We start from the raw sequence: 25,854 nt of genomic DNA on the forward strand, positions 1-25,854 counted from the left end.
GGAGCGAACTCCGGCGGCATCCTGCGAGCCCTGGTGTGAAGTCCCCGAAGCCGGCTTCCAGGGAAGCGGCGCCGAAGATTGGCAGGGCATGAACGCGAGGCATTTCAGTGGTTTGCCAAGTCAGCAGGATAGCATGAAAGAACACTATATCTAGGGCACCCACCCTCTTCAAGCACTACCGATAGCGTCCTACCCCCATTGACCGGGCCGGCGCAAATGACTAAGCGGACCGTCCGGAAAAGGGGCATGGGCGGGCTCCTGCAACACCCGCATCGGCGCACAGGGCCCATGAACAGGGACATCGCGGTCGCGGATCCAGCAATGGCGCGGGTTCGCGGGGCGATTCGGGCTCCGGGCCCGCATGGGATCGCGATGCCGGCAGCGGCTGAATCGGGGCTCGGGGTCAGGCCTTGCCGGGCTGGCGCGGGCAGGCACTCCGTCAATCGGGGCGCTGGCCGAACAGCTATCCCTTGTGGAAGGGACAGGGGCTAAACAAACGGAAACAGCTGGGTCTCCCAGCCCAGGTCCTGGCGCAGGCGCAGCCAGTCAAAACCTGGCCCCGGGTCCGCCTTTCGCCCGGGCGCGATGTGCTCATGGCCCACGACCGCCTCCAGCGGGTAGCGCTCGCGCAGCTGCGGCAGCAGCCGGCCCAGGGCCAGGTATTGCCGCTCGTCGAAGACGCCGCCTTCCAGGCCTTCCAGCTCGACACCAAGGGAGAAGTCATTGCAGCGCTCGCGCCCCCGGAAGCTGGACTTCCCTGCATGCCAGGCCCGCTCGTCGGCGCTGACGAACTGCAGCAGCTCGCCGTCGCGACGGATCAGGAAATGCGCGGAGACCTCCAGGCCACGCAGCGCCTCGAAGCTGGGATGCGCGCTGCAGTCCAGGCAGTTGGTGAACAGCGCCTCGATCTCCGGGCCGCCGAAGACACCCGGCGGCAGGCTGATGGAATGCAGCACCAGCAGGCTGGGTCGCTCGGCCCCGGGTCGCGGGCCGAAATTGGGCGAGGGCACGGCGCGGGCGCCGGACAGCCAGCCGCCCTCCCAACGTGCCGGCTCAGGCCCCGTCACCGCCCTCACCCACGCTGATCTGCAGCCGGGCCATGCGGTAGCGCATCTGCCGCAGCGACAGGCCGAGGCTGGCGCCCGCGGCGGTGCGGTTGTTGCGGTGCTGCTCGAGCGCCCGCACGAGGATGTCGCGCTCCACCGCATCGAGGTAGGCGGCCAGGTCCGAGGGCAGCGGCGCCTCGGCCTGCCCCGGCAGCGGCGGGCTGACGGCAGCTGGGTCGAGATCGATCTCCAGGTCCACGGCCGGTCCGCCGGCCTCGAGTTCCTGGTCGGGCAGGTCCAGCTCGTCGGCATGGATCCACTCGCCGCCGGACAGCGCCACCGCGCGATGGAGGATGTTCTCCAGCTCGCGCACATTGCCGGGGAAGCTGTAGCGCCGCAGCTGCTGCATGGCCTCGGCATCCAGCTGCGGGGCGGGGCTCACGCCGGCATCCTGCGCGATGCGGCGCAGCACGCGCGAGGCGATGGCCCCCAGGTCCTCGATGCGCTCGCGCAGCGGTGGCACGCGGATCTGGATCACGTTGAGGCGGTAGAACAGATCCTGGCGGAAGCGCCCGGCGCCCACCTCGCTGGCCAGGTCCTTGTGCGTGGCGCTCAGGATGCGCACGTTGACCGGCAGCTCGCTCACCGCGCCCACCGGCCGCACGGAGCGCTCCTGGATGGCCCGCAGCAGCTTGGACTGCATGGCCAGGGGCAGGTCGCCGATCTCGTCCAGGAACAGCGTGCCGCCGTGCGCGGCCTGGAAGAAGCCCTCGCGGTCTTCATTGGCCCCCGTGAAGGCGCCCTTGCGGTAGCCGAAGAACTCCGCCTCCAGCAGCTGCTCGGGAATGGCGCCGCAGTTCACGGCGATGAACTTCTCGCCCGCGCGCGAGCCGGCCTCATGGATGGACCGCGCGACCAGCTCCTTGCCGGTGCCGGACTCGCCCTGCAGCAGGACCGGGGCCATGCTGCGCGCCACCTTCTCGATGAGGTCGCGCACCTGCTGCATGGCCATGGAATCGCCGGCCAGGCGCTCGGCAACCCGCCGCGGCGTGACGGCTTCGGCCGGCGGCTTGGCCGGCGAGGGCGGCAGCGTGACCAGTGGCGCTTCGCTGCCGCCGCGTTCGGAGGGCAGTCGCGAGGGCACGACGGAGGGCGGCTGCTGCGGCACGCGGCCCAGCGCCGAGGCCACGACCATGCGGAACTGGCGCAGGTCGACGGGCTTGGTGAGGTAGTCGAAGGCACCGGCCTTCAGGGCCTCCACCGCGTTCTCCGAGGATCCGAAGGCGGTGATCACGATGGCCTTCTCGCGCCGGCCCTGGGACTCGAGCCAGGCCAGCACGTCCAGGCCGCTGCCGTCGGGCAGGCGCATGTCGGTGATGACGGCGCTGTAGCGCCTCAGCTGCAGGCGTTGCAGCGCCTCCTCCACCGAGCCGGCCGTCTCCAGCTCGTAGCCCTCGCGCACCAGGGTGAGTTCGTAGAGGGTGCGCAGGTCCGGCTCGTCGTCGATGACCAGGAGGCTGTAGGGTGTGGAAGCGCTCATGCAGTCGGAGAGAAAAGGTCTGCGGGAATCGTGCCCTCTGCGAGGCTGGGCCGCCGCAGCTGGACACGGAACTCGTTGCCGCCCCGCTCGCCGCCGCGGTGGCTGCGGTAGTCGATGCGGGCGCCGTAACGTTCGCACAGTTCACGGCAGATGTAGAGCCCCAGGCCTGAGCCGCGGCTGCGGGTCGAGAAGAAGGGCTCGAAGAGGTGGCGCTCGATGTCCGCGGGAATGGGCTCGCCCAGGCTGAAGACACTCAGCAGCACCGGCCGCTCCTCGTGGCCGGGATGGGCGTCGAGGCGCACGCGCACGGTGTCTGCCCCCGAGGGCGCATGGCGCAGGGCGTTGTCCAGCAGATTGACCAGCACGCGGCGCAGGTGCTCGGGCTCGAACAGCACCATCACCGGCTGGCTGGGCAGGTCCAGCTTCATGGGGCTCATGCCGCCCATGGGCAGCTGGTTGGTGCTGATCCAGTCTTCGCAGCAGGCCCGCACGAGGCTGGCCGCGTCGAAGGCCACCGGCTCGGGCGCCACGCCGGGCGCGACCTCCATGACGTCGTCCACGATCCGCTTGAGGCGCTGCACATTGGACGCCACCATGCGCGTCAGCTGCTGCGAGCGCGGGTCGGGCATGTCCTCGGACAGCAGGGCATTGGCCTGGTCGATGGCGGCCAGCGGGTTGCGGATCTCGTGGGCGATGCCCGCCGACACCCGCCCCATCGCGGCCAGCTTCTCCTGGCGGTTGCGCGCCATGACCTTGCGGTTGTCCTCCAGCAGCAGCACGCAGAGGTCCTCTTCCGCGCTGGACTCGCGCCGCCGCGTGAAGCGCATGCGCACGCGCAGGCTGCGCGGGCCGCCGCCCTCGAAGGTGAGGGTCACGTCTTGCCCGCCTTCCGGCCAGCCGCCGCGGGAGAAGGCCTCCTCCACGGCCGCCACCAGGCCGGACCAGGCGGCCACGCTGCGCAGCTGGAAGGGCGCCGCCGGTGCATGCTGGCCATGCGCCAGCAGGGCTTGCGCGGCCGGGTTGGCGGCTCGCACGCGGCCGCGGCGGTCCACGACCAGCACGCCCTCCTGCATCTCATCGATCACCAGCCGGTTCAGCTCGGCCTGCTGCCGCGCGAATTCGAGGCTGCCGCGGGCGGCACGCTCCTCGCGGGCCAGGCGGCCGGCCAGCTCCGAGGCCAGCACGCCGATCACGAAGAAACCGCAGCTGACCAGGCCCAGCTGGCTGAAGCGGATGCCGCTTTCCTGACCCGCCCAGACCCGCCAGCCGGCATGCCCCAGCAGCAGCAGCGAGGCCGCCGCCGCCGTGGCCAGGGCCATGCGCCGTGGCGACAGCACGCCCGCCATCAGCACCGGCAGGATGAAGAGCGCGCTGAAGCCGACGCCTGCGCTGGCATCCAGCACATTGAGCAGGCCGAAGCTGATCAGGTCCAGGCCCACGCTGCTCCACCACAGCAGGTGGACCGGGCTGGCGAGCTGCCGCGGTACGGGCTGCGCCCTGAAGCCCACGAACCACCAGGTGAGCACGGCCACCAGGGCGTAGGCCACGCACAGGCCCAGCAGCCGCAGCGGCATCACCGAGCCCAGCACCTGCCCCAGCAGCAGGGCGGCCACCAGGGCCAGGCCCAGCGCGGCACGTGCGGCCAGGAAGGCCCGCAGCATGCGCTGGAAGGTCGTGCTGCCGGCGGCGGCGCGGCGGTCGAAGAAATGCGGATCGGGGCCCGAGGTCGCGGCGTCAGCGGCATCCCAGCCGCTGTCCTGGTGCGGACCGAACCAGGAGATGGTGTCGGGCGCCAGGGAGCGATCAGCCATGGCCCTGGCGTGCCTCGTGGCGTTGCCGGTGCTCGGCGCAGCAGAAGTGCCCGCCCCGGCCGGGGAAGGCCTCGGACTGCGGGAGGTGCGTGCCGCACTCGGCGCAGGACACCATCATCGCGGCCTCCGCCCCCTGGTGCGGGTCGCGCGGCCCGCCATCCGGCCCCCGGCCCGACCCTGGCCCGTTGCCGCCACCCGCACGGCCCTTGCGGACACCGCTGAGGAAGACCAGGCCCATCACGACCAGCAGGAGCAGCAGGTACTTCATTCAGACTCCCGCGGGGCGCTGCAGCACCACTTCCAGCACGAAGCGTGTGCCGGCATACGACAGCAGCAGCAGGGCCGCGCCAAGGTACAGCCAGCGCGTCGCGCGGCGGCCCCGCCAGCCGAAGGCGCGCCGGCCGGTCAGCAGGCCCACCAGGACCAGCCAGCCCAGTACGGACAGCAGGGTCTTGTGGTCCCAGCGCCACTGCGGCGTGAAGAGCCAGCCCAGCACGATGGCCAGGGACAGCACCACCACGCCCGCGCCGACGAACTGGAAAGTCAGCCGTTCCAGGCGCAGCAGCGGCAGACCCAGGGTCAGGCCTTGCCCCTTGTGCTGGCCCATCTGACGCATCTGCCGTTCGGCCCGGTTCAGCAGGGCCGCATGCAGCACCGCCACCCCGAACAGACCATAGGACGCCAGGCCCAGCACCCAGTGCAGGGGCGCCCAGGGCGAGGCCGCAGCGGGCCGGCTTTCACCCGGGAAGGCCCAGGCCAGCGCCACCGCGCCCGCCGCCAGCAGCGACAGCACGCGGCGCAGCTGGGGCAGCGGCAGCAGCCGGCTCTCCACCAGGTAGACGGCCAGGATCAGCCAGGCTGTCATCGAGAGCGCCGGGGCAAAGCCGAAGCGCGCGCCCGGCTGATCGAGGCCCAGTCCGGCGATGTCGATCAGCAGCGCCACCAGGTGGGCGGCGAAGGCCAGAGGCAGCAGGGGATGCAGCCGGTTCGCGTGGGACTGCGCGCGAAGTGCCACGACGGCATAGCTCAGCAGGGCGACGGCCGAAGCGGCCGCCAGGGCCCCGCTCGCGGTCGCTGCAGACACGGACGATAAAATCATCAGCACAGTGTAATTTGCGCGCTCACCTCCGCGGTGAGGCCGTCCCTATGGCATCCACCCTCACCGACCGCCTGAGCCAGCTCGTGAAAACGATGCGGGGCCAGGCCCGCATCACCGAAAGCAATGTGCAGGACATGCTGCGCGAAGTGCGCATGGCCCTGCTGGAGGCCGACGTGGCCCTGCCGGTGGTGCGCGACTTCATCGCACGCGTGAAGGACAAGGCCCTGGGCCAGGAGGTCGTGGGCTCGCTGAACCCAGGCCAGGTGCTGGTCTCCGTGGTGCACAAGGAACTCGCCGCCACCATGGGCGAGGGCGTGGCCGACATCAACCTCGCCGCCCAGCCGCCCGCCGTGATCCTGATGGCCGGCCTGCAGGGCGCGGGCAAGACCACCACCACCGGCAAGCTGACCAAGCACCTGATCGAGAAGCGCAAGAAGAAGGTGCTGACGGTCTCGGCGGACGTCTACCGCCCCGCCGCCATCGAGCAGCTCAAGACCGTCACGGCCCAGGCCGGCGGCGAGTGGTTCCCTTCCAGCCCGGACCAGAAGCCGCGCGACATCGCCCTGGCAGCCCTGGACTACGCAAAGAAGCACTACTTCGACGTGCTGCTGGTCGACACGGCCGGCCGCCTGGCCATCGACGAAGCGCTGATGGCCGAGATCCGCGAGCTGCACGCGACGCTGAATCCGATCGAGACGCTGTTCGTCGTCGACGCCATGCAGGGCCAGGACGCGGTGAACACCGCACGCGCCTTCAAGGAGGCCCTGCCCCTGTCCGGCGTGATCCTGACCAAGCTGGACGGCGACTCGCGCGGCGGCGCGGCCCTTTCCGTGCGCCAGGTCACCGGGGCGCCGATCAAGTTCGCGGGCGTCTCCGAGAAGATCGACGGCCTGGAGGTCTTCGACGCCGAGCGCCATGCCGGCCGCGTGCTGGGCATGGGCGACATCGTGGCCCTGGTGGAGGAAGTCACCAAGGGCGTGGACATGGCCGCGGCCCAGAAGCTGGCCGAGAAGCTCAAGTCCGGTGACGGCTTCGACCTCAACGACTTCCTCGCCCAGATCTCCCAGATGAAGAAGATGGGCGGCCTCTCCAGCCTGATGGACAAGCTCCCCACGCAGATCGCCAACAAGGCCGGCCAGGGTGACATGGACCGCGCCGAGCGCGACATGCGCCGCATGGAAGGCATTCTCAACGCCATGAGCGCCAAGGAACGCGCCCACCCGCGCCTGCTGCTGGACGACAAGAGCAAGGCCAGCCGCAAGCGCCGCATTGCCACCGGTGCCGGCGTGCAGATCCAGGAAGTGAACCGCGTCCTGAATCAGTACGACCAGATGCAGGGCATGATGAAGAAGATGAAGGGCGGCGGCCTCTTCAAGATGATGAAGCGCATGGGCGGCATGAAGGGCATGAAGGGCCTGGGGCTCTGAGCCGCCGCTGGCGCATCCTCCCAAGCAAAAGGGCCGCTGATCAGCGGCCCTTTCTTCATGCGCGGACAGATCCGGCGCTCACTCCAGCAAGGCCTGGGCGAACTCCTGCGCGCTGAAGGTCTGCAGGTCTTCCAGCTTCTCGCCCACGCCGATGAAGTAGACGGGGATGGGCCGCTCGCGCGCGATGGCCGCCAGCACGCCGCCCTTGGCCGTGCCATCCAGCTTGGTCACCACGAGGCCGGTCAGCCCGAGGGCGTCGTCGAAGGCCTTGACCTGGTTCAGCGCGTTCTGCCCGGTGTTGCCGTCCACGACCAGCAGCACCTCGTGCGGCGCGCCCTCCTGGGCCTTGCCGATCACGCGGCGGATCTTCTTCAGCTCTTCCATCAGGTGCAGCTGCGTGGGCAGCCGGCCGGCGGTGTCGGCGATCACCACGTCGCAGCCGCGCGCACGGCCTGCGACCACAGCGTCGAAGGTGACGGCGGAGGGATCCCCGCCCTCCTGGCTGACGATCTCGACCCGCGTGCGGTCCGCCCACACGGCCAGCTGCTCGCGGGCGGCGGCGCGGAAGGTGTCGGCCGCGGCCAGCAGCACGCGCTGCTCGGCCTCGGCGAGATGGCGGGTGAGCTTGCCGATGCTGGTGGTCTTGCCGGCGCCGTTGACGCCCACCACCATCATCACCGTGGGCGTGTGCTCGCCCACCCGCAGGCTCTTCTCCAGCGGCTTCAGCAGCTCGGCCAGGGCCGCGACCAGCAGGCTGCGCACGGCCTGGGGATCGGTGGCCTTGGACTCCTTGACCCGGCGCTTGAGGTCCTCCAACAGGAACTCCGTGGCCCGGACGCCGGTGTCGGCCATCAACAGCGCGGCCTCCAGCTCCTCGTAGAGCTCATCATCGATGCGCGTGCCGGTGAAGACCTGGGCGATGCTGCTGCCGGTCTTGCGCAGACCCTGGCGCAGCTTGTCCAGCCAGCTCTTGCGCGGCGCCGGCTCGGCGGCGGGCGCAGCCGGGCTGATGGCGATCGCGACCTCCGCAGGCTGGACGGGCGCGGCTGCGGGCGACACGGCAGGCGCCACGGCGGGCGACACCGCGGCCGGCACCTCCACCTTCGCAGGGGCGGGAGCAGGCGCGACGGGGACTGTGCTGGCCACGGCGGGCGCAGGCAACGGCGAGGGCGGCACCGCGGGCTCTACAGCCACGGGCGCGGCCGCGGCCGGTGCCGGCGCCGGGCTGGCGGCGCCGCCACCGAATTTCTTCTTGAAAAAACTGAACATGGCAGATGGGTTGGTCGGGCCGCGATGACGCCCGGCGACGGCTCGCGAGAAAGTGTCCGCGGGAGGCCCGCTGGCGCCCCTCAGAAACTTTTTTCGAGCAACGCTTGCATTGTCGCCCAAAAGCTGTCTAGAATAGCGGTCTTCGCAAGGCGCTTTAGCTCAGCCGGTTAGAGCGACGGAATCATAATCCGCAGGTCCGGGGTTCGAATCCCTGAAGCGCCACCAGACAAGAAAACCCAGCAAGCGCAAGTTTGCTGGGTTTTTTCTTGGGTCAGCAGGTTCTTGGTCCAGCGGGTTCTTGGTTCAGCGGGGCCGGCATTGATGGTTCGCACCGTTGAGCCGCGCAGAGGGTGAACAACGGCAACACACACCGCCAGCCCACTCCACCAGCCCGTGCGGCAGGCCCCCTGTCGGCGCAGGTCGCTCGCGGATGTCGAGGCAAGACCTGGCACCGGTTGGCGCGGCAGAAGGTCGCTCCGGCCAACCGCCTGGCGCCACGTGCGATGATGCAGCCCTTGTTCAACCCGGGTCGGGTTCCCGCCCTGCCCCGCAGCCACTGGATTGATACCATGTCCCGCTGTGCACACACCCTGCCCCGCCGCCTGGCCCTGCGCCTGGCCGTCATGGGGCTTGCCGGCCTGACCGCGCTGGGCGCCTCGAGCGTCCAGGCCCAGACCCACCGCCAGTTCCCCGCCGACGCCCTGCGCGCGGAGATGCTCATCAGCACGCCGCCCGACCTTCAGCTGGACGGCAAGGACGCCCGCATGGCGCCCGGTAGCCGCATCCGCGGCGCGGACAACCTCCTGGTGTTCGCCTCCGCCCTCGTGGGTCAGAAGCTGACCGTGCACTACACGCAGGACTTCGCCGGCGTGGTGCGCGACATCTGGCTGCTCAACGAGGCCGAGCTGGCCAACAAGACCTGGCCCCGCACGCCGGAGCAGGCCGCGAGCTGGAGCTTCGACTTCGCCTCCCAGGTCTGGACCAAGCCCTGAGCCGCGCATGATCTGCGCGTGAGCCGAGGCCTGCCCGAAGCGCGGCAGGCCCGCCCCGACCTCCCCTCAGACACCTCTCCCCGATTTGCCGCGCCCCGAGCCACGGGGCGCCGGAGCCCGCCATGAGCAAGAAAGTTTTCATCAAGACCTTTGGCTGCCAGATGAACGAGTACGACTCGGACAAGATGGCCGACGTGCTGCGCGCCGCCGAGGGCTACGAGCCCACCACCGACGTCGATGAAGCCGACCTGGTGCTGTTCAACACCTGCTCCGTGCGGGAAAAGGCCCAGGAGAAGGTCTTCTCCGACCTCGGCCGCATCAAGCACCTGAAGGCCAAGGGCGTGTTGATCGGCGTGGGCGGCTGCGTGGCGAGCCAGGAGGGCGCCTCCATCATCGAGCGTGCGCCGTACGTGGACGTGGTCTTCGGTCCGCAGACCCTGCACCGCCTGCCGCAGATGCTGGCCGCGCGCCGCGAGGCGGCCAAGCCCCAGGTGGACATCAGCTTCCCCGAGATCGAGAAGTTCGACAACCTGCCGCCGGCCAAGGTCGAGGGCGGCAGCGCCTTCGTGTCCATCATGGAAGGCTGCTCCAAGTACTGCTCCTACTGCGTGGTGCCCTACACCCGCGGCGCCGAGATGAGCCGCCCCTTCGACGACGTGCTCACCGAGATCGCCGGTCTGGCGGACCAGGGCGTCAAGGAGATCAACCTGCTGGGCCAGAACGTCAATGCCTATCGCGGCAAGATGGGCGGCACCGACGAAATCGCCGACCTGGCCCTGCTGCTCGAGTACTGCGCGGAGATCCCGGGCATCGAGCGCCTGCGCTTCACCACCAGCCATCCGAACGAGTTCAGCCCGCGCCTGATCGAAGCCTATGGCCGCGTGCCGCAGCTGGTGAACCACCTGCACCTGCCCGTGCAGCACGGCAGCGATCGCATCCTGATGGCCATGAAGCGCGGCTACACGGCGCTGGAGTTCAAGAGCATCATCCGCAAGCTGCGCGCCATCCGTCCGGACATCCGCATCGCCAGCGACTTCATCGTCGGCTTCCCCGGCGAGACCGAGGACGATCACGCCAAGCTGATGAAGCTGGTGGACGACGTCGGCTTCGACGCCTCCTTCAGCTTCATCTACAGCCCGCGCCCCGGCACGCCGGCGGCCAACCTGGAAGACACCACGTCCCACGAGACCAAGGTGCGCCGGCTGCAGGAGCTGCAGGCAGCCATCGAGGCGAACGCCGTCTCGATCAGCAAGACCCTCGTCGGCCAGACCCAGCGCATCCTGGTCTGCGGCCACGCCAAGCGGGACCCCAGCGAGCTGATGGGCCGCACGGAGTGCAATCGCATCGTCAACTTCAAGGGCCAGGCCCGCCTGATGCACCAGCTGATCGACGTGCGCATCACCGAGGCCTTCGCGCACTCGCTGCGCGGCGAGGTGCTCACCCGCGAGACGGCGGGCGCCTGATCAGCGCCGCAGGCTCAGCCAGGCCTGCGGCAGCGCGATGGCCAGCAGCATCAGGCCGTAGCCCAGCATCTTGCCGTCGTGCCCCAGCAGCGCCAGCGCCAGCAGCAGGCCCAGCGTGCCGCCCGCGCCACCCCAGAGCCACAGCTGGCGCCAGCTGCGGCTCTTGAGCTCGGCGCGCCACAGCAGCTTCATCAGCGCCGCGACCACACCGGCCACGAACCAGGCGGGCAGAAGGAAATTGCCGAGGTGCCAGAAGGCGTCGAGAGGGCTCACAGGATTCCCGCCAGGAGGCCGCAGGGCGGCCCGGTGCGCAGGGGCCAGCGCCAAAAGCGGCACGGATTGATGCTTATCAAGTATTTCTATGCGGACAACGCAGCAAGCCGCCCTGTCTGCAAGCCCTGGAATTTTATAATCGCGCCATGTCGGTCTTTGCCCTCGGCTTGAATCACGAATCCGCGCCCCTGGATCTGCGCGGCCGGTTCGCCCTTTCAGCCGAACAGCTGGCGCCCGCCCTGCTGGGCCTGCGCGAGCAGCTGAAGCAACGCACCCGCATCGGCGCCGAAGCCGCCATGCTGTCCACCTGCAACCGCACCGAGCTTTATGTGGCCGGTGGCCGTGAGCTGGTGCAGCCCACGGTCGAGTGGCTGGCCCAGGTCGGCGGCGTGGCCTCCAATGCCCTGCTCAACCATGCCTACGTCAAGGAAGGCAGCGCGGCCGCGCGCCATGCCTTCCGCGTGGCCAGCGGCCTGGACTCCATGGTGCTGGGCGAGCCCCAGATCCTGGGCCAGATGAAGCAGGCCGTGCGTGAGGCCGACGAAGCCGGCACCCTGGGCACCACCCTGCACCAGCTCTTCCAGCGCAGCTTCTCGGTGGCCAAGGAAGTGCGCAGCTCCACCGAGATCGGCGCACACTCCATCAGCATGGCCGCCGCGGCCGTTCGCCTGGCCGGGCAGCTCTTCGAGGACCTGGCCCGGATCAGGGTGCTCTTCGTGGGCGCTGGCGAGATGATCGAGCTGGTCGCCACCCATTTCGCGGCCCGCAATCCCCAGGGCATGGCCGTGGCCAACCGCACGTTGGAGCGCGGCGAGAAGCTCGCCTCCCACCTGGGAGCCGAGGCCCTGCGCCTCAGCGACCTGCCCCAGCGCCTGCATGAATTCGACGCCGTGATCTCCTGCACGGCCTCCAGCCTCCCCCTGATCGGCCTGGGCGCCGTGGAGAGTGCGCTGAAGAAGCGCCGCCACAAGCCCATGTTCATGGTCGACCTCGCCGTGCCGCGGGACATCGAGCAGGAAGTCGCCCAGCTGGACGACGTCTACCTCTACACCGTGGACGACCTCGCCCAGCTGGTGCAGTCCGCCGGTGAGAAGCGCCAGGCCGCCGTGCAGCAGGCCGAGGCCATCATCGAGACCGGCGTGCAGAGCTTTGTGCACTGGCTGGGCCAGCGCAACACCGTGCCCCTGATCCAGGCCCTGCATGCGCAGGCGGACGACTGGCGCAGCGCCGAGCTGCAACGCGCCCGCAAGCTGCTCGCGCGTGGCGAGGATGTCGAGGCCGTGCTCGAAGCCCTGTCCAAGGGCCTGACCCAGAAGATGCTGCACGGCACCCTCGCCGAGCTGCACGCCGCCGATGGCGAGCACCGCGTGGCCCTGGCCCACACGGTCTCGCGCCTCTTCCTGCGCAAGAGCGCCAAGGACCCGGCCGAGCATTAGCGCTACGCTTCGCCTTGCTCGCCCGCCCAGGCCCCGTCGTGGATGCACGCGGCCTGGTTTTCTCTCCTTGTGAATGCCCCTCCATGAAAGACAGTCTGCGCCAGCAGTTCGAACGCCTGGGCCATCGACTGCATGAGCTCGACACCACGCTGGCCGACGGCAGCATCGCCGCCGACATGAAGCGCTACCGCGCCCTGACGCGCGAGCAGGCCGAGGTCTCCGATCTCGTCACCCGCTACCAGCGCTACCTGCAGCGTGAGCAGGACCTGGCGGCCGCCCGCGAGCTGCTGTCGGATCCAGAGATGGCCGAGATGGCCCGCGAGGAGATTGCCGGCGCGGAAGCCGACATGGCGCGCCTGCACGAGGAGCTGCAGCTGGCCCTGCTGCCCAAGGACCCGGATGACGTCCGCCCTGCCTTCCTGGAAATCCGGGCCGGCGCCGGCGGCGACGAGAGTGCGCTCTTTGCCGCCGACCTGGCCCGCATGTACCTGCGCTATGCCGAGTCGCAGGGCTGGCGCGCGGAGACGCTCTCCGCCAATGAATCGGACCTGGGCGGCTACAAGGAGCTGGTGCTGCGCCTCGAGGGCGAGCAGGTCTACGGCCGGCTCAAGTTCGAGTCCGGCGGCCACCGCGTGCAGCGCGTGCCGGCGACGGAATCGCAGGGCCGCATCCACACCAGTGCCTGCACCGTGGCCGTGATGCCCGAGCCGGACGAAGCCGAGGAGATCCAGCTCAACCCCGCCGAGCTGCGCATCGACACCTTCCGCGCCAGCGGCGCCGGCGGCCAGCACGTCAACAAGACGGACTCCGCCATCCGCATCACCCACCTGCCCACCGGCCTGGTCGCCGAATGCCAGGACGACCGCAGCCAGCACCGCAACAAGGCCAAGGCCCTGGCCGTGCTGGCGGCGCGGCTGCGCGACAAGGAACGCAGCGAGCGCGCCGCCAAGGAAGCCGCCACACGCAAGAGCCTCATCGGCAGCGGTGACCGCAGCGACCGCATCCGCACCTACAACTTCCCGCAGGGCCGCTTGACCGACCACCGCATCAACCTGACGCTCTACAAGCTCGGCGCCATCATGGACGGCGACCTCGGCGACGTCATCAGCGGACTGCAGCAGGCCCAGGCCGCCGAGCAGCTGGCCGCCCTCGAAGGCCGCGGATGAGCTGTACCGTCCGCGAGCTCCAGCAGCGTGCCCTGCAGGCCGGCCTGCCTCGCCTGGAGGCCCAGCTGCTGCTGTGCGCCCTGCTCGACCGGGACCGCAGCTGGCTGATCAGCCACGACGAGGACCCGCTGCCGGCCGGCACGAGCGACCGCTTCGAGAACTGGCTCCGCCAGCGGCTGGACGAGGTGCCGCTCGCCTACCTCACCGGACACAAGGAATTCCACGGCCTGCGCCTGCAGGTGAGTCCAGCCACCCTGGTGCCGCGGCCCGACACCGAGGTGCTGGTCGACGCCGCCCTGCGCTGGCTGGCCGCCTGCGGCCTGGCGGCGCCACGGGTGCTGGACCTCGGCACCGGCAGCGGCGCCATCGCCCTGGCCGTGAAGAAGCGCCATCCCCAGGCCAGCGTGACGGCGACCGACTTCAGTGCCGAGGCCCTGGGCGTCGCCGAGGCCAATGCCAGCCGGCTGGGCCTGGAAGTCCGCTTCCTGCAGGGCCCCTGGTGGCAGCCGCTGGGCGCGGAGTGTTTCGACCTGGTGATGAGCAATCCGCCCTACATCGCCCCCCAGGACGAGCACCTGCCGGCGCTGCGCCACGAACCCCTGAGTGCCCTGGCCGCACCGGAGCAAGGGCTGGCCGACCTCCGGCAGATCATCGAGGGTGCGCCGGCCCACCTGCGGCCAGGCGGCCTGTTGCTGCTGGAGCACGGCTACGACCAGGAGCAGGCCGTGGCGGATCTGCTACGCGGCGCCGGCTTGCACTATCAGGGTTGCGAGCGCGACCTGGGGGGCCAGCCCCGCTGCAGCGCGGCGCTCAGGCCCTGATGACGGCCCCCTAGGTGGGGCGCAGGCCCCCGTCAATGTCTGTAAAACCAGGTAATTGATCCTGCACAAATTTACCCGCGCGGCGTAGCATGGTTCTCCGAGCGGCAATCTCCACCCCCGCTCGGCTGCAAGGAGATCATCATGCGCAGCCTGCCCACCCCCTCTGGATCCTGCTGGCCCACGGCCATGGGCTGGTTGGTGGTGAGCGCCCTGGCCCCTGCCATGGCGGCCCAGGCTCAGGCCCCGCTGATGGGCCATCCCACCGGCACCGAGGCGCCCGGCCTGCGCTGGCAGGCCCGCGTGCAGCTGAGCCAGGTGGATGGCCTGGACACCAGCACGGGCCGCAGCTCACGCTCCCTCAGCGCCGCCCTGCTGGGTGACTACTACCTCACCCGCTCCGGGCTCGGCGAAGGCGTGCGCGGCGGCCTGCGAGCCACGGGGGGCCTGATGATGGGGTCCCTGAGCATCACCCAGAGCGGCTCCGGCCTGACGCTGAGTCCGCAGTCCATGAGCCTGGGGCAGTCTCTGGCCATCGGCCTGCGCGCCGTCGGCTCCACGGCGGACCGGGGCGATCCTGGCAGCACGCTCTCCTACATCGGCATCGGCTACAGCGGCATCTCCACGCGGGGCGGCTGGGGCTTCAGCGCCGACGTCGGCCTCATCAACCGCAACAGCCTGCGCCTGGGCAACAGCCTGGGCTCCGTGGACGAGGCCCTGCGGGACAACCGCCTGATGCCCGTGCTGCAGTTCGGCCTCAGCTACAGCTACTGAAGTCCTGCGCTGCATCAGCAAGCGGCGTCAGAAAGTGGCCCTCCCCGGGCGACGCCGGGCGCAAGACGCCCTTGCGCGGCGCCGGGCATGCACTGTGCCCGATAATCACGCCAAGGCCGGAGGGCAGCGCCCTCGGCAGTTTCGGCCACAGCTTTTCATCAAGGAATCAAGCCATGAGCGACGTTCAGCAACGCATTGACGACCTGGTCAAGAACAACCGGGTGGTGCTCTTCATGAAGGGCAATGCCCAGTTCCCCATGTGCGGCTTCTCCGGCCGTGCCGTGCAGATCCTCAAGGCCTGCGGCGTGACGGACCTCAAGACCTTCAATGTGCTGGAAGACGAGGAAGTGCGCCAGGGCATCAAGGAGTACGCCAACTGGCCGACCATCCCTCAGCTCTACATCGGCGGTGAGTTCGTCGGCGGCTCGGACATCATGATGGAGATGTACGAGAGCGGCGAGCTGCAGCAGGCGCTGGGCGGCCAGTGAGCGCCACGCCCGCATCGCCGCAGCGCCTGATCGTGGGCATCAGCGGCGCCAGCGGCGCTGCCTATGGCCTGCAGCTGTTGCGCCGATGCCGGGAGCTGGGGGTGCACACCCACCTGATCGCCACGCCCGCCGGCCTGCTCAATGTGCACCATGAGTTGGGCCTGGACCGCGATGCCCTGGAGGCGGAGGCCACCCAGGCTCATGCGCCGGGCGACATCGGCGCCTGCGTGGCCAGCGGCAGCTTCGGGGCCACAGCCATGGTGGTGGCGCCTTGCTCCATGAAGAGCCTGGCCGCCATCGCGCATGGCTTTGGCGACAACCTCCTCACCCGGGCGGCCGACGTCACGCTCAAGGAACGCCGCCGCCTGCTGCTGATGGTGCGTGAGACGCCCTTCAACCTGGCGCACCTGCGCAATATGACGGCCGTCACGGAAATGGGCGGCATCATCTTCCCGCCCCTGCCGGCCTTCTATCTGAAGCCGCAGAGCGTGGACGAGCTGGTGAGCGAAGGCGTGGAGCGGGTGCTGGACCTCTGCGGCATTGCCGGCGCCCAGCCCCAGCGCTGGCAGGGCTTGCGCGAGGCGCGCTGAGACGAGGTCGCCGCCCGCCTCAGCGTTCGCCCGGCATCAGCCATTTGCGCCGTGCGCCCAGCACCGCGTTGGGATACTCCGGCCGCCCGCGACTGCCGTTGTAGCGGCCCAGGGCCATGAAGAGATTGCCGTCCTCGCGGTCGAGGTAGTGGCGCATGATCACGCAGCCGAAGCGAAGATTGGTCTGCATGTGGAAGAGGCGCGAAGCCTGGCCATCCCCGATGAGGCGGGCCCAGAAAGGCATCACCTGCATGTAGCCGCGGGCGCCGACGACGCTGATCGCGTACTTGCGGAAGCCGCTCTCCACCTCGACCAGGCCCAGGACGAGGCTGGGATCCAGGCCGGCGCGCGTGGCCTCGTACCAGAGGGTCTCGAGGAACTCGATGCGCGTCTGCGATTCGGTCTTGCGCGGCCGCAGTCGGTCGCTCATGGTGCCCAGCCAGCGCAGATAGGCCAGGCGATCCTCGATCTTCTCGAAGCGGGGCCGCGGCGGCGCGCTGTTGCGGATCGAGGCCGACAACGCCGAACGCACCGAATCCGCCAGGGGCTCCTCGACCTGGGCACCCGCCCAGGCCCGGCCCACGGGCAGGAAGCTCAGCAGCGATGCAGCGAGAAGGCCGCGCCGGGCGCGGGATGCTGGCTGCATCGGCGCCTCAGGCCTTCAGGCGGGCCTGCAGATGCGCCACCACCTCGGCCAGGGCCAGCTTGGTCGCCTCGGCATCACGGCGGCCCTGGTACTCGACCTGGCCTTCCTTGAGGCCGCGGTCCGACAGCACCACGCGGTGCGGCACGCCGATCAGCTCCCAGTCCGCGAACATGGCACCGGGGCGCTCGCCACGGTCGTCCAGCAGCACGTCCACGCCCAGAGCCTGGAGCTGCTCGTACAGCTGCTGCGCGGCAGCCTTGACTTCCTCGCTGCGGTCCATGCCGATGGGGCAGATCGCCACGGTGAAGGGGGCGATGGAATCGGGCCAGATGATGCCGCGATCGTCATGGTTCTGCTCGATGGCGGCGCCCAGGATGCGGGTCACGCCGATGCCGTAGCAGCCCATCTCGAAGGGCTTGGGCTTGCCGGTCTCATCGAGGAAGGTGGCGTTCATGGCCGCCGAATACTTGGTGCCCAGGTAGAACACATGGCCCACCTCGATGCCGCGCTGGATGGCCAGCTGACCCTTGCCGTCGGGCGAGGGATCGCCGGCGACGACGTTGCGGATGTCGGCGACCACGTCGGGCTCGGGCAGGTCACGGCCCCAGTTGGCGCCGGTGAAGTGGAAGTCGGCCTCGTTGGCGCCGCAGACGAAATCAGCCATCTGCGCAACCGTGCGGTCGGCGATGACCTTCACCGGCTGCTTCATGCCGATGGGGCCGAGGTAGCCGGGCTTGCAGCCGAAGTGCGCTTCGATCTCACCGACGGTCGCGAAACGGAAACCGCCCTTCAAGCCCTCGACCTTGCCGGCCTTGACCTCGTTGAGCTCATGATCGCCACGCACCAGCAGCAGCCAGACCTGGGTCTTGACCACTTCGCCGTGCTCGTTGAGTTCGTCGGTGGCCAGCACCAGGGACTTGACGGTCTGCGACAGGGGCAGGCCCAGCAGCGCGGCCACGTCCTCGCAGGTGCTCTTGCCCGGCGTGGGCGTCTTGGCCAGGGCCTGGGCCGCGGCGGCACGGCTGGCGAGCAGGGGCAGGGCCTCTGCCAGCTCGATGTTGGCGGCGTAGTCACTGTCGGGGCAGTAGACGATGGCGTCCTCGCCGGTCTCCGCGATCACCTGGAACTCATGCGAACGGTCACCGCCAATGGCACCGGTATCGGCGGCCACGGCACGGTACTCCAGGCCCAGGCGATCGAAGATCTTGCAGTAGGCCTGGAACATGTTCTCGTAGCTGCGGCCGGCGGCTTCCACGTCGCGGTCGAAGGAGTAGGCGTCCTTCATGGTGAACTCGCGGCCACGCATCACGCCGAAGCGGGGGCGGCGCTCGTCACGGAACTTGGTCTGGATGTGGTACAGGTTCTTGGGCAGCTGCTTGTAGGAGCGCAGTTCCTGACGGGCGATGTCCGTCACCACCTCTTCGCTGGTGGGCTGGATGATGAAGTCGCGGCCATGGCGGTCCTTCACGCGCAGCAGCTCGGGGCCCATCTTGTCGAAGCGGCCCGTCTCCTGCCACAGCTCGGCGGGCTGCACCACCGGCATCAGCAGCTCCACGGCACCGGCGCGGTTCATCTCCTCGCGGATGATGCCTTCCACCTTGCGGATCACACGCAGGCCCATGGGCATGTAGTTGTAGATGCCGGCGCCCAGGCGCTTGATCATGCCGGCTCGCATCATGAGCTTGTGGCTGACGACTTCGGCGTCGGCGGGGGCTTCCTTGAGCGTGGAGACGAAGAACTGAGAGGCTTTCATCGCGGAGACTGCGGAGTAAGAACCGGCAGCGCGCCTTCCTGGCACCCACCTGACAGCGGGCGCCCGGCTGGCGCGCCTGGGCTTGGGGTTAGCGAGGATCATGCAAGGGGCGAGGCCCGATGCAATAATCAATCCAACTAAAGATTTGAGGTTGATTATGCTCGACCGTGAAGGCTTCAGGCCCAACGTCGGCATCATCCTGCTCAACCACCGGAACGAAGTGTTCTGGGGCAAGCGCATTCGCACGCACTCCTGGCAGTTCCCGCAAGGGGGCATCAAGCATGGCGAAACGCCCGAGCAGGCGATGTTCAGAGAGCTCCACGAAGAAGTGGGCTTGAGGTCAGAGCATGTGCGCATCATTGCGCGCACACGCGACTGGTTGCGCTATGAGGTGCCCGAGCACTACATACGCCGCGACGCCCGTGGCCATTACCGGGGCCAGAAACAGATCTGGTTCCTGCTGCAGCTGATGGGCCGCGACAGCGACATGAACCTGCGCGCCACCGACCACCCCGAGTTCGACGCCTGGCGCTGGAACGACTATTGGGTGCCGCTGGAAGCCGTGATCGAGTTCAAGCGCGGCGTCTACCAGATGGCCCTCACCGAGCTTGCACGCTTCCTGCCCCGGACCAGCCACCACAACCGCTACCTGCGCGCTGGCATGCGGCCGCAGCAGCACCGGCATGATCACGGCCCGGGTCGCGGGCCCTCGGCCAACGACGACAGCGCCACCGAGGCGCCACAGGACCCCGGCAAAGACGCCGCCGAGCACTGAGCCCCCTCTTCCATGACAAAGGCCCGCCAAAGCGGGCCTTTGCCTTGTGGAGCCTGCGCGCGGCGCTTCAGCGCAGCACGAGGTTGTCGCGGTGGATCAGCTCCGGCTCGGCCGCATAACCCAGCACCGCCCCGATCTCGAAAGAGGGCTTGCGGGCAATCAGCCTGGCCTCAGCGCTGGAGTAGTTGGACAGCCCACGGCCCAGCTCGGCGCCGGCCGGATCACGCACCGCGATCACGTCGCCGCGATGGAACTCACCCTGCACCTCACGGACCCCGATGGGCAGCAGGCTCTTCCCCTCCTCGCGCAGCTTCAGCGCCGCACCGGCATCCACGATGACGGCACCGCGCATCTGCAGGTGATCCAGCATCCACTGCTTGCGCGCCGCCTGCTTCGCGGTGCTGGCCAGCAGCGCCGTGCCGATGGACTCGCCCGCGGCCAGACGCAGCAGCACATCAGGCTCGCGCCCCCAGGCGATGACGGTGCTGGCACCGCTGCCCGCAGCGCGCTTGGCAGCCAGGATCTTGGTGATCATGCCGCCTCGACCAATGCTGGATCCCGCACCGCCCGCCATGGCCTCCAGCTCCGGCGTGCCGGCGATGGCTTCGTCGATGAAGCGGGCGTCCGGATCCTTGCGCGGGTCCGCCGAGTACAGGCCCTTCTGGTCGGTCAGGATGACCAGCGCATCGGCTTCCACCAGATTGGCGACCAGGGCACCCAGGGTGTCGTTGTCACCGAACTTGATCTCGTCGTTGACGACGGTGTCGTTCTCGTTGATGACCGGCAGCACGCGGTGCTGGAGCAGGGTCAGCAGCGTGGAGCGCGCGTTGAGGTAGCGCTCGCGATCGGCCAGGTCGGCATGCGTCAGCAAGACCTGCGCGCTGCCCAGGCCCTGCTCGCGCAGCTTGCTCTCGTACATCTGAGCCAGGCCCATCTGGCCCACGGCGGCGGCGGCCTGCAGCTCATGCACTTCCTTGGGCCGCGAAGCCCAGCCCAGGCGCTTCATGCCTTCGGCGATGGCGCCGCTGGACACCATCACCACCTCGCGCCCTTGCTGGGTCAGCGCGGCCAGCTGGCGGCACCAGTTGCCGATGGCTTCGGCGTCCACGCCCCGGCCTTCATTGGTGACCAGGCTGGAGCCCACCTTGACGACGATGCGTCGCGCGTCCCGCAGCACGGCATTCATGAGGTGCTCGCCTCGCCGCCCTCACCCTCTTCCGACGTGAAGCGCACATCGGGCTCCACATGGTGCTTCTGCTCGGCGGCCACGTGGTCGTAGATCGCGTGGATCAGCGGCTGGCAGCCTTCGCGGGTCAGTGCCGAGATCTCGAAGACTGGGCCCTTCCACTTGTAGCGCTTGACGAAGTCCTTGACCCGCTTGGCACGCTCCTCTTCGGGCACCATGTCCAGCTTGTTGAGCACCAGCCAGCGCGGCTTCTCATACAGCGAGGCGTCGTACTTCTTCAGCTCGGCGACGATGGCCTTGGCCTCGGCCACGGGATCGACTTCTGGATCAAAGGGGGCCAGGTCCACCACATGCAGCAGCAGGCGGGTGCGCTGCAGATGCCGCAGGAACTGATGGCCCAACCCCGCACCTTCGGCGGCACCTTCGATCAGACCGGGGATGTCGGCCACGACGAAACTCTTCTCGGGCGCCACGCGCACGACACCCAGGTTCGGGTGCAGGGTCGTGAAGGGATAGTCGGCAATCTTGGGGCGGGCATTGGAGACCGCCGTGATCAGCGTGGACTTGCCCGCATTGGGCTGGCCCAGCAGGCCGACGTCCGCCAGCACGCGCAGTTCGAGCTTCAGCTTCTTGGCCTCGCCGGGCCAACCGGGCGTCTTCTGACGAGGTGCACGGTTGGTGCTGCTCTTGAAGTGCAGGTTGCCGAAGCCGCCGTCGCCCCCCTTGGCGATCATGATCTTCTCGCCGGGCTCCAGCAGCTCGGCGATGACGGCACCCGTCTCGACGTCAGTGATGATGGTGCCCACGGGCATGCGCAGCACGATGTCGTCGGCCGCCGCACCGTACTGGTCGGAACCACGCCCGGCCTCGCCATTGCGGGCCTCATGGCGGCGCGCATAGCGGTAGTCGATCAGGGTGTTCAGGTTGAGGTCGCCGACAGCAAACACGCTGCCGCCACGACCGCCATCGCCGCCGTCCGGGCCGCCGAAGGGAATGAATTTTTCGCGGCGAAAGCTGGCACAGCCGGCACCACCGTTGCCGGCCACTACGTCGATGGTGGCTTCGTCTACGAACTTCATGTCTTGCTTCTCGGGCTCGCGGAAGGAGCCATGGTAAGGCAGGCCCGCAGAAGGGGCCTCACCTGGTTTGCAGCCGAAAAAACAAAGCCCCGGACATGCCGGGGCTCAGTCTGAACGCTCAGTGCGGACGATGTGGCCGGCTGCTGCCACCGCATCGTCTGTTCGGTCAGGTCAGAAGACTCAGACCGGCGTCACAACCACGGTCGAGCGGTTGGCTTCGCCCTTGGTGGTGAAGGACACGGTGCCGTCCACCAGAGCGAACAGGGTGTGGTCCTTGCCCATGCCGACATTGGTGCCGGCGTGGAACTTGGTACCGCGCTGACGCACGATGATGGAGCCGGCCGAGATGGCCTGGCCGCCGTACACCTTCACGCCCAGCATCTTCGGTTTGGAATCGCGGCCGTTTCGGGTTGAGCCGCCGCCCTTTTTCTGTGCCATGGATTACTCCTTGAACTGTTGCGAGAGCGAGGGATCAGCCGTTAACCGCGCTGATTTCCAGCTCGGTGTAAGTCTGGCGATGGCCTTGGCTCTTCTTGTAGTGCTTGCGACGACGCAGCTTGAAGATGCGCACCTTGTCGTGCTTGCCCTGGGCCACGACAGTGGCCTTGACGCTCGCGCCAGCAACCAAGGGAGTGCCGATCTTCAGTTCGGCGCCGTTACCCACGGCGAGAACTTGATCGATCACGATCTCTTGGCCAACTTCCGCAGCAATCTGTTCTACCTTGATCTTTTCGCCAGCAGCAACTTTGTATTGCTTGCCGCCGGTTTTTATGACCGCGTACATATCAGCCCTTTCAATGAAACCACCTGCCGCCGGCGCCACCAGGCGCTCGTCAAGAGCAGCTCGCAGCACCAGGCCCACAGGCCTAATCCTCCGCACGCAATGCGCGCAGAGCCGGCGACTATAACATGATCGCTTACCCCTACTCAAGTGGGCCCAACTTGCCGTGGGAAGCTCCCGACGGCAGCAGGGCCGCCGCGGCTCAAGCCCGACACCCCCCTCCGCGCTTCCTATAATCCCAGCTTCGCCCAACAGTGAGCCCAGAGTGCACGCCCTGTCTGCCTCGTCCCCCCTTCGAGAGGTTCTTGCCGCGCTGGACGCGGACATGCGCGAGGTGGATGCCGTCATCGCCCGTCGCCTGACCTCCGACGTCGCCCTCGTCAACCAGATCGCCGGCTACATCGTCCATGCAGGCGGCAAGCGCATGCGGCCCAAGCTTGTGCTGCTGTTCGCAAACGCCCTGGGCTTCCAGGGCCCCGAGCGCTTCGAGCTGGCCGCCGTGGTGGAGTTCATCCATACCGCCACCCTGCTGCATGACGACGTCGTCGATGAATCCTCGCTGCGCCGTGGCAAGCAGACCGCCAACGCACTTTTCGGCAACGCAGCCAGCGTGCTGGTAGGCGACTTCCTCTATTCGCGCGCCTTCCAGATGATGGTCTCGACCAACCGGATGCGCGTGCTGGACGTGCTGGCCGAAGCCACCAACATCATTGCCGAGGGCGAAGTCCTGCAGCTGATGAACATGCACGACCCCGACATCTCTGTCGAGGACTACCTGCGCGTCATCCGCTACAAGACTGCCAAGCTCTTCGAGGCCAGCGCCCGCCTCGGCGCCGTGCTGGCGGACGCCACACCTGAGCTCGAGGACGCCTGCGCCGCCTACGGGCGAGCCCTGGGTACGGCCTTCCAGCTGATCGACGACGTCCTGGATTACGAGGGCGACACCCAGTCCCTCGGCAAGAACGTGGGCGACGACCTGCGAGAAGGCAAGCCGACCCTGCCCCTGCTGGTCGCCATGGAGCGCGGCAGCGCCGCACAGCGGGAGCTGATCCGCCACGCCATCCAGCACGGTGAGGTCGAGCGCCTGCCGGACATCATCGAGATCGTGCGCAGCACGGGCGCCCTGGAGGCCACCCGCGAGGCCGCACGGCAGGAGGCAGAACACGCCCGCGAAAAACTTTCTCTGCTACCCCTTAACAAGTGGCAGGAAGCTCTGCTAGAATTCGCGTTTCTGTCGGTGAACAGGTCGAACTGAAAAGCGAGACTCAATCAGCCAGACGTGACAGAACATCGGGGTGTAGCTTAGCCTGGTAGAGCGCTACGTTCGGGACGTAGAGGCCGGAGGTTCGAATCCTCTCACCCCGACCAGAATTTTTGATTTGATGGGGCTTGAGCCCCGCTTTTCCCGGATCGGACCGCAAGGCTCCCCGGGCAGCAAGCTCAGCACAATCAACCAACGACATCAAACGGCGCCTTCGGGCGCCGTTTTCGTTTGGACTCACGAGACACAACTGGTCGCAAATCTCCGGCCAATGTGGTGTGATTGCGAGGAATTCCCGGGCTTTCCAGTGCCGCAGAGGGTCCGGGCTCGGTTTACAGTGCCAGTTGCAGTCTTTGCGCCTGCGTGCCCATGCACGCAATCGCTCAAAAAGGCCTACGCTGATATTCGTTGGGAAGCTCACCGCTCGTCATGCAAGCCGAATCACCGCTGGTCGATCCATCATCCATGCTGTCCGGGGTTGCGCGCGTGCTCGTGCACGCCGGCAAGCTGCCCGCCAAGCAGGCCGAGGACCTCGTACGCCAGTCGCGCGAGAAGAAGATCAGCTTCGTCAACGCGCTCATTGGTGCCAACCTGATCTCGCCCAGCGAGCTGGCGCACACGCTGTCCAGCGCGCTGGCCGTGCCCCTGGTGGACCTCAGCGCCCTCGATGCGCAGCGGCTCCCGCACAACATCATCGACAACAAGCTGGCCAGCCAGTACCAGGTGATCGCCCTGGGCCGGCGCGGCAACCGGCTCTTCATCGGCGGCGCCGACCCGACCGAACCGGAAGTCGTCGAGCGCATCAAGTTCGCCACGCAACTCTCGCCGGAATGGGTGATCGTCGAGCATGACAAGCTGCAGAAGATGCTGCAGGGTGCGACCACCAATACGGTCGAGGCCCTGGAGTCCATCGCTGGCGGCGATTTCGACTTCGACATCGCCGAGGAAGACGCCTCCCCGCAGGAAGAGACGCCCGAGATCGCCGATGTCGAGGACGCGCCCGTCGTGCGCTTCCTGCAGAAGATGCTGGTGGACGCGATCAATATGCGCGCCTCCGATCTTCACTTCGAGCCCTACGAGTACAACTACCGCGTCCGTTTCCGCGTTGACGGCGAGTTGCGCGAGATCACGCAGCCGCCGGTGGCCATCAAGGACAAGCTGGCCTCGCGCATCAAGGTGATCTCGCGCATGGACATCGCCGAACGCCGCGTGCCGCAGGACGGCCGGATGAAGCTGAAGTTCGGCTCCAAGTCCATCGACTTCCGGGTCTCGACGCTGCCCACGCTCTTCGGCGAGAAGATCGTGATCCGTATCCTGGATTCGTCTTCCGCCAAGCTGGGCATCGATGCCCTCGGTTATGAAAAGGCCGAGAAGGACCGCCTGATGGCCTGCATCAACAGGCCCTACGGCATGATCCTCGTCACCGGCCCCACGGGTTCGGGCAAGACGGTGTCGCTGTACACCTGCCTGAACATCCTGAACCAGCCCGGGGTCAACATCTCCACGGTCGAGGACCCCGCCGAAATCAACCTGCCCGGCATCAACCAGGTCAACGTCAACGACAAGGCTGGCCTCACCTTCTCCGCGGCCCTGAAGTCCTTCCTGCGCCAGGATCCCGACGTGATCATGGTGGGTGAGATCCGGGACCTGGAGACCGCCGATATCGCCATCAAGGCCGCCCAGACCGGCCACATGGTGATGTCCACCCTGCACACCAATGACGGCCCGACGACGCTGACGCGCCTGATGAACATGGGCGTGGCGCCCTTCAACATTGCATCCTCCGTGCTGCTGATCACGGCACAGCGCCTGGCCCGCCGTTTGTGCGAAAACTGCAAGGCGCAGGCGGACTATCCCCGTGAAGCCCTGCTGCGCGCTGGCTTCAAGGAAGATGAGCTGGACGGTTCCTGGCGCCCTTATCGCGCCGTGGGCTGTTCGGCCTGCAACAACGGCTACAAGGGGCGGGTGGGCCTGTACCAGGTCATGCCCATCACAGAGGCCATCCAGCGCATCATCCTCAGCCAGGGCACGGCCATGGACATCGCCGACCAGGCCCGCAAGGAAGGCGTGCGGGACCTGCGCCAGTCCGGGCTGGTCAAGGTCCGGGCCGGAGTGACCACGCTGGAAGAAGTCCTGGCGGCCACCAACGAATAGCCACCCAGCCCAACACAGACAGCAGTA

At 68.1% G+C, this 25,854-nt stretch carries 25 protein-coding genes and 2 tRNA genes; 14 read left to right on the top strand and 13 right to left on the bottom strand.

The window, feature by feature from the left end; genetic code table 11:
• Nucleotides 1–488 precede the first annotated feature (488 nt).
• The 5 genes from ampD to O9Y01_RS11520 are packed head-to-tail and all read right to left on the bottom strand — an operon-like array spanning nt 489 to nt 5,496.
• On the bottom strand, nt 489–1,067 hold the full coding sequence (ampD, locus tag O9Y01_RS11500) for a 1,6-anhydro-N-acetylmuramyl-L-alanine amidase AmpD (protein WP_269631726.1): 579 nt from the start codon (nt 1,065–1,067) through the stop codon (nt 489–491).
• Nucleotides 1,054–2,586, bottom strand: a complete 1,533-nt coding sequence (locus tag O9Y01_RS11505; RefSeq protein ID WP_269631727.1) for a sigma-54-dependent transcriptional regulator — start codon at nt 2,584–2,586, stop codon at nt 1,054–1,056. The genes ampD and O9Y01_RS11505 overlap by 14 nt, the downstream gene beginning before the upstream one ends.
• Nucleotides 2,583–4,397, bottom strand: coding sequence for a sensor histidine kinase (locus tag O9Y01_RS11510; protein WP_269631728.1), 1,815 nt, complete (start codon nt 4,395–4,397; stop codon nt 2,583–2,585). Before O9Y01_RS11510 ends, O9Y01_RS11505 begins: the two co-directional genes overlap by 4 nt.
• A complete protein-coding gene (locus tag O9Y01_RS11515) occupies nt 4,390–4,665 on the bottom strand; it encodes a PP0621 family protein (protein ID WP_269631729.1) in 276 nt (91 codons plus the stop codon). Before O9Y01_RS11515 ends, O9Y01_RS11510 begins: the two co-directional genes overlap by 8 nt.
• Nucleotides 4,666–5,496, bottom strand: coding sequence for a cytochrome C assembly family protein (locus O9Y01_RS11520; RefSeq protein ID WP_269631730.1), 831 nt, complete (start codon nt 5,494–5,496; stop codon nt 4,666–4,668).
• 47 nt (nt 5,497–5,543) lie between these two features.
• Between O9Y01_RS11520 and ffh the strand changes: the two genes are divergently transcribed.
• Nucleotides 5,544–6,923: a signal recognition particle protein gene (gene ffh / locus O9Y01_RS11525; RefSeq protein ID WP_269631731.1), complete on the top strand. Its 1,380-nt coding sequence runs from the start codon at nt 5,544–5,546 to the stop codon at nt 6,921–6,923.
• Nucleotides 6,924–7,001: 78 nt separating this feature from the next.
• On the opposite strand, the gene ftsY is transcribed toward ffh, so the two are convergent.
• Entirely contained in the window at nt 7,002–8,192 is a 1,191-nt protein-coding gene (gene ftsY, locus O9Y01_RS11530; RefSeq protein WP_269631732.1) for a signal recognition particle-docking protein FtsY, read from the bottom strand.
• A gap of 148 nt (nt 8,193–8,340) precedes the next feature.
• Between ftsY and O9Y01_RS11535 the strand changes: the two genes are divergently transcribed.
• The 3 genes from O9Y01_RS11535 (at nt 8,341) to miaB (ending at nt 10,647) form a co-directional block, all read left to right on the top strand.
• Nucleotides 8,341–8,417, top strand: a tRNA-Met gene (locus tag O9Y01_RS11535).
• Between the two features lie 344 nt (nt 8,418–8,761).
• The gene (locus O9Y01_RS11540; RefSeq protein ID WP_269631733.1) at nt 8,762–9,184 is read left to right on the top strand and encodes a hypothetical protein; all 423 of its coding nucleotides are present in this window, start codon (nt 8,762–8,764) and stop codon (nt 9,182–9,184) included.
• A 122-nt stretch (nt 9,185–9,306) separates the two neighbouring features.
• Nucleotides 9,307–10,647, top strand: a complete 1,341-nt coding sequence (gene miaB, locus O9Y01_RS11545; RefSeq protein ID WP_269631734.1) for a tRNA (N6-isopentenyl adenosine(37)-C2)-methylthiotransferase MiaB — start codon at nt 9,307–9,309, stop codon at nt 10,645–10,647.
• Here the strand turns inward: miaB and O9Y01_RS11550 are convergent, their stop codons facing one another.
• A complete protein-coding gene (locus tag O9Y01_RS11550) occupies nt 10,648–10,920 on the bottom strand; it encodes a hypothetical protein (protein WP_269631735.1) in 273 nt (90 codons plus the stop codon).
• 146 nt (nt 10,921–11,066) lie between these two features.
• Between O9Y01_RS11550 and hemA the strand changes: the two genes are divergently transcribed.
• From hemA to O9Y01_RS11580, 6 genes are all read left to right on the top strand, one after another.
• Nucleotides 11,067–12,356 carry a glutamyl-tRNA reductase gene (gene hemA, locus O9Y01_RS11555; RefSeq protein WP_269631736.1) on the top strand — a complete coding sequence of 430 codons (1,290 nt, stop codon included), beginning with the start codon at nt 11,067–11,069 and terminating at the stop codon, nt 12,354–12,356.
• Between the two features lie 83 nt (nt 12,357–12,439).
• Nucleotides 12,440–13,522: a peptide chain release factor 1 gene (prfA, locus tag O9Y01_RS11560; protein WP_269631737.1), complete on the top strand. Its 1,083-nt coding sequence runs from the start codon at nt 12,440–12,442 to the stop codon at nt 13,520–13,522.
• A complete protein-coding gene (gene prmC, locus O9Y01_RS11565; protein WP_269631738.1) occupies nt 13,519–14,343 on the top strand; it encodes a peptide chain release factor N(5)-glutamine methyltransferase in 825 nt (274 codons plus the stop codon). Before prfA ends, prmC begins: the two co-directional genes overlap by 4 nt.
• Before the next feature lie 141 nt (nt 14,344–14,484).
• The gene (locus O9Y01_RS11570) at nt 14,485–15,114 is read left to right on the top strand and encodes a hypothetical protein (protein WP_269631739.1); all 630 of its coding nucleotides are present in this window, start codon (nt 14,485–14,487) and stop codon (nt 15,112–15,114) included.
• 173 nt (nt 15,115–15,287) lie between these two features.
• Nucleotides 15,288–15,602 carry a Grx4 family monothiol glutaredoxin gene (gene grxD / locus O9Y01_RS11575; RefSeq protein ID WP_269631740.1) on the top strand — a complete coding sequence of 105 codons (315 nt, stop codon included), beginning with the start codon at nt 15,288–15,290 and terminating at the stop codon, nt 15,600–15,602.
• Nucleotides 15,599–16,192, top strand: coding sequence for a UbiX family flavin prenyltransferase (locus O9Y01_RS11580; RefSeq protein WP_269631741.1), 594 nt, complete (start codon nt 15,599–15,601; stop codon nt 16,190–16,192). Before grxD ends, O9Y01_RS11580 begins: the two co-directional genes overlap by 4 nt.
• A 19-nt stretch (nt 16,193–16,211) precedes the next feature.
• Here O9Y01_RS11580 and O9Y01_RS11585 read toward each other — a convergent pair whose 3' ends face one another.
• Both O9Y01_RS11585 and O9Y01_RS11590 read right to left on the bottom strand, forming a co-directional pair.
• Nucleotides 16,212–16,838: a lytic transglycosylase domain-containing protein gene (locus O9Y01_RS11585; protein WP_269631742.1), complete on the bottom strand. Its 627-nt coding sequence runs from the start codon at nt 16,836–16,838 to the stop codon at nt 16,212–16,214.
• Between the two features lie 7 nt (nt 16,839–16,845).
• Nucleotides 16,846–18,591 carry a proline--tRNA ligase gene (locus O9Y01_RS11590; protein ID WP_269631743.1) on the bottom strand — a complete coding sequence of 582 codons (1,746 nt, stop codon included), beginning with the start codon at nt 18,589–18,591 and terminating at the stop codon, nt 16,846–16,848.
• A gap of 157 nt (nt 18,592–18,748) precedes the next feature.
• Between O9Y01_RS11590 and O9Y01_RS11595 the strand changes: the two genes are divergently transcribed.
• A complete protein-coding gene (locus O9Y01_RS11595) occupies nt 18,749–19,366 on the top strand; it encodes an RNA pyrophosphohydrolase (protein ID WP_269631744.1) in 618 nt (205 codons plus the stop codon).
• A gap of 67 nt (nt 19,367–19,433) precedes the next feature.
• Here O9Y01_RS11595 and proB read toward each other — a convergent pair whose 3' ends face one another.
• The 4 genes from proB to rplU form a co-directional block, all read right to left on the bottom strand.
• Nucleotides 19,434–20,552 (bottom strand): glutamate 5-kinase, encoded by a 1,119-nt coding sequence (gene proB / locus O9Y01_RS11600; RefSeq protein WP_269631745.1) that lies wholly within the window; start codon nt 20,550–20,552, stop codon nt 19,434–19,436.
• Nucleotides 20,549–21,631 carry an Obg family GTPase CgtA gene (gene cgtA / locus O9Y01_RS11605; protein ID WP_269631746.1) on the bottom strand — a complete coding sequence of 361 codons (1,083 nt, stop codon included), beginning with the start codon at nt 21,629–21,631 and terminating at the stop codon, nt 20,549–20,551. Before cgtA ends, proB begins: the two co-directional genes overlap by 4 nt.
• 180 nt (nt 21,632–21,811) lie before the next feature.
• Complete coding sequence (gene rpmA / locus O9Y01_RS11610; RefSeq protein ID WP_269631747.1) at nt 21,812–22,069, bottom strand: 50S ribosomal protein L27; 258 nt, start codon at nt 22,067–22,069, stop codon at nt 21,812–21,814.
• Between the two features lie 34 nt (nt 22,070–22,103).
• Nucleotides 22,104–22,415 carry a 50S ribosomal protein L21 gene (gene rplU / locus O9Y01_RS11615; RefSeq protein ID WP_183103740.1) on the bottom strand — a complete coding sequence of 104 codons (312 nt, stop codon included), beginning with the start codon at nt 22,413–22,415 and terminating at the stop codon, nt 22,104–22,106.
• Nucleotides 22,416–22,737: 322 nt separating this feature from the next.
• Between rplU and O9Y01_RS11620 the strand changes: the two genes are divergently transcribed.
• From O9Y01_RS11620 to pilB, 3 genes are all read left to right on the top strand, one after another.
• The gene (locus tag O9Y01_RS11620; protein ID WP_269632125.1) at nt 22,738–23,667 is read left to right on the top strand and encodes a polyprenyl synthetase family protein; all 930 of its coding nucleotides are present in this window, start codon (nt 22,738–22,740) and stop codon (nt 23,665–23,667) included.
• 36 nt (nt 23,668–23,703) lie between these two features.
• Nucleotides 23,704–23,780, top strand: a tRNA-Pro gene (locus tag O9Y01_RS11625).
• Nucleotides 23,781–24,102: 322 nt separating this feature from the next.
• The gene (pilB, locus tag O9Y01_RS11630) at nt 24,103–25,827 is read left to right on the top strand and encodes a type IV-A pilus assembly ATPase PilB (RefSeq protein WP_269631748.1); all 1,725 of its coding nucleotides are present in this window, start codon (nt 24,103–24,105) and stop codon (nt 25,825–25,827) included.
• The last annotated feature ends 27 nt before the right edge of the window (nt 25,828–25,854 follow it).

The sequence above is a fragment of the Pelomonas sp. BJYL3 genome (assembly GCF_027257975.1).
Lineage (GTDB): Bacteria > Pseudomonadota > Gammaproteobacteria > Burkholderiales > Burkholderiaceae_C > Roseateles_B > Roseateles_B flavus.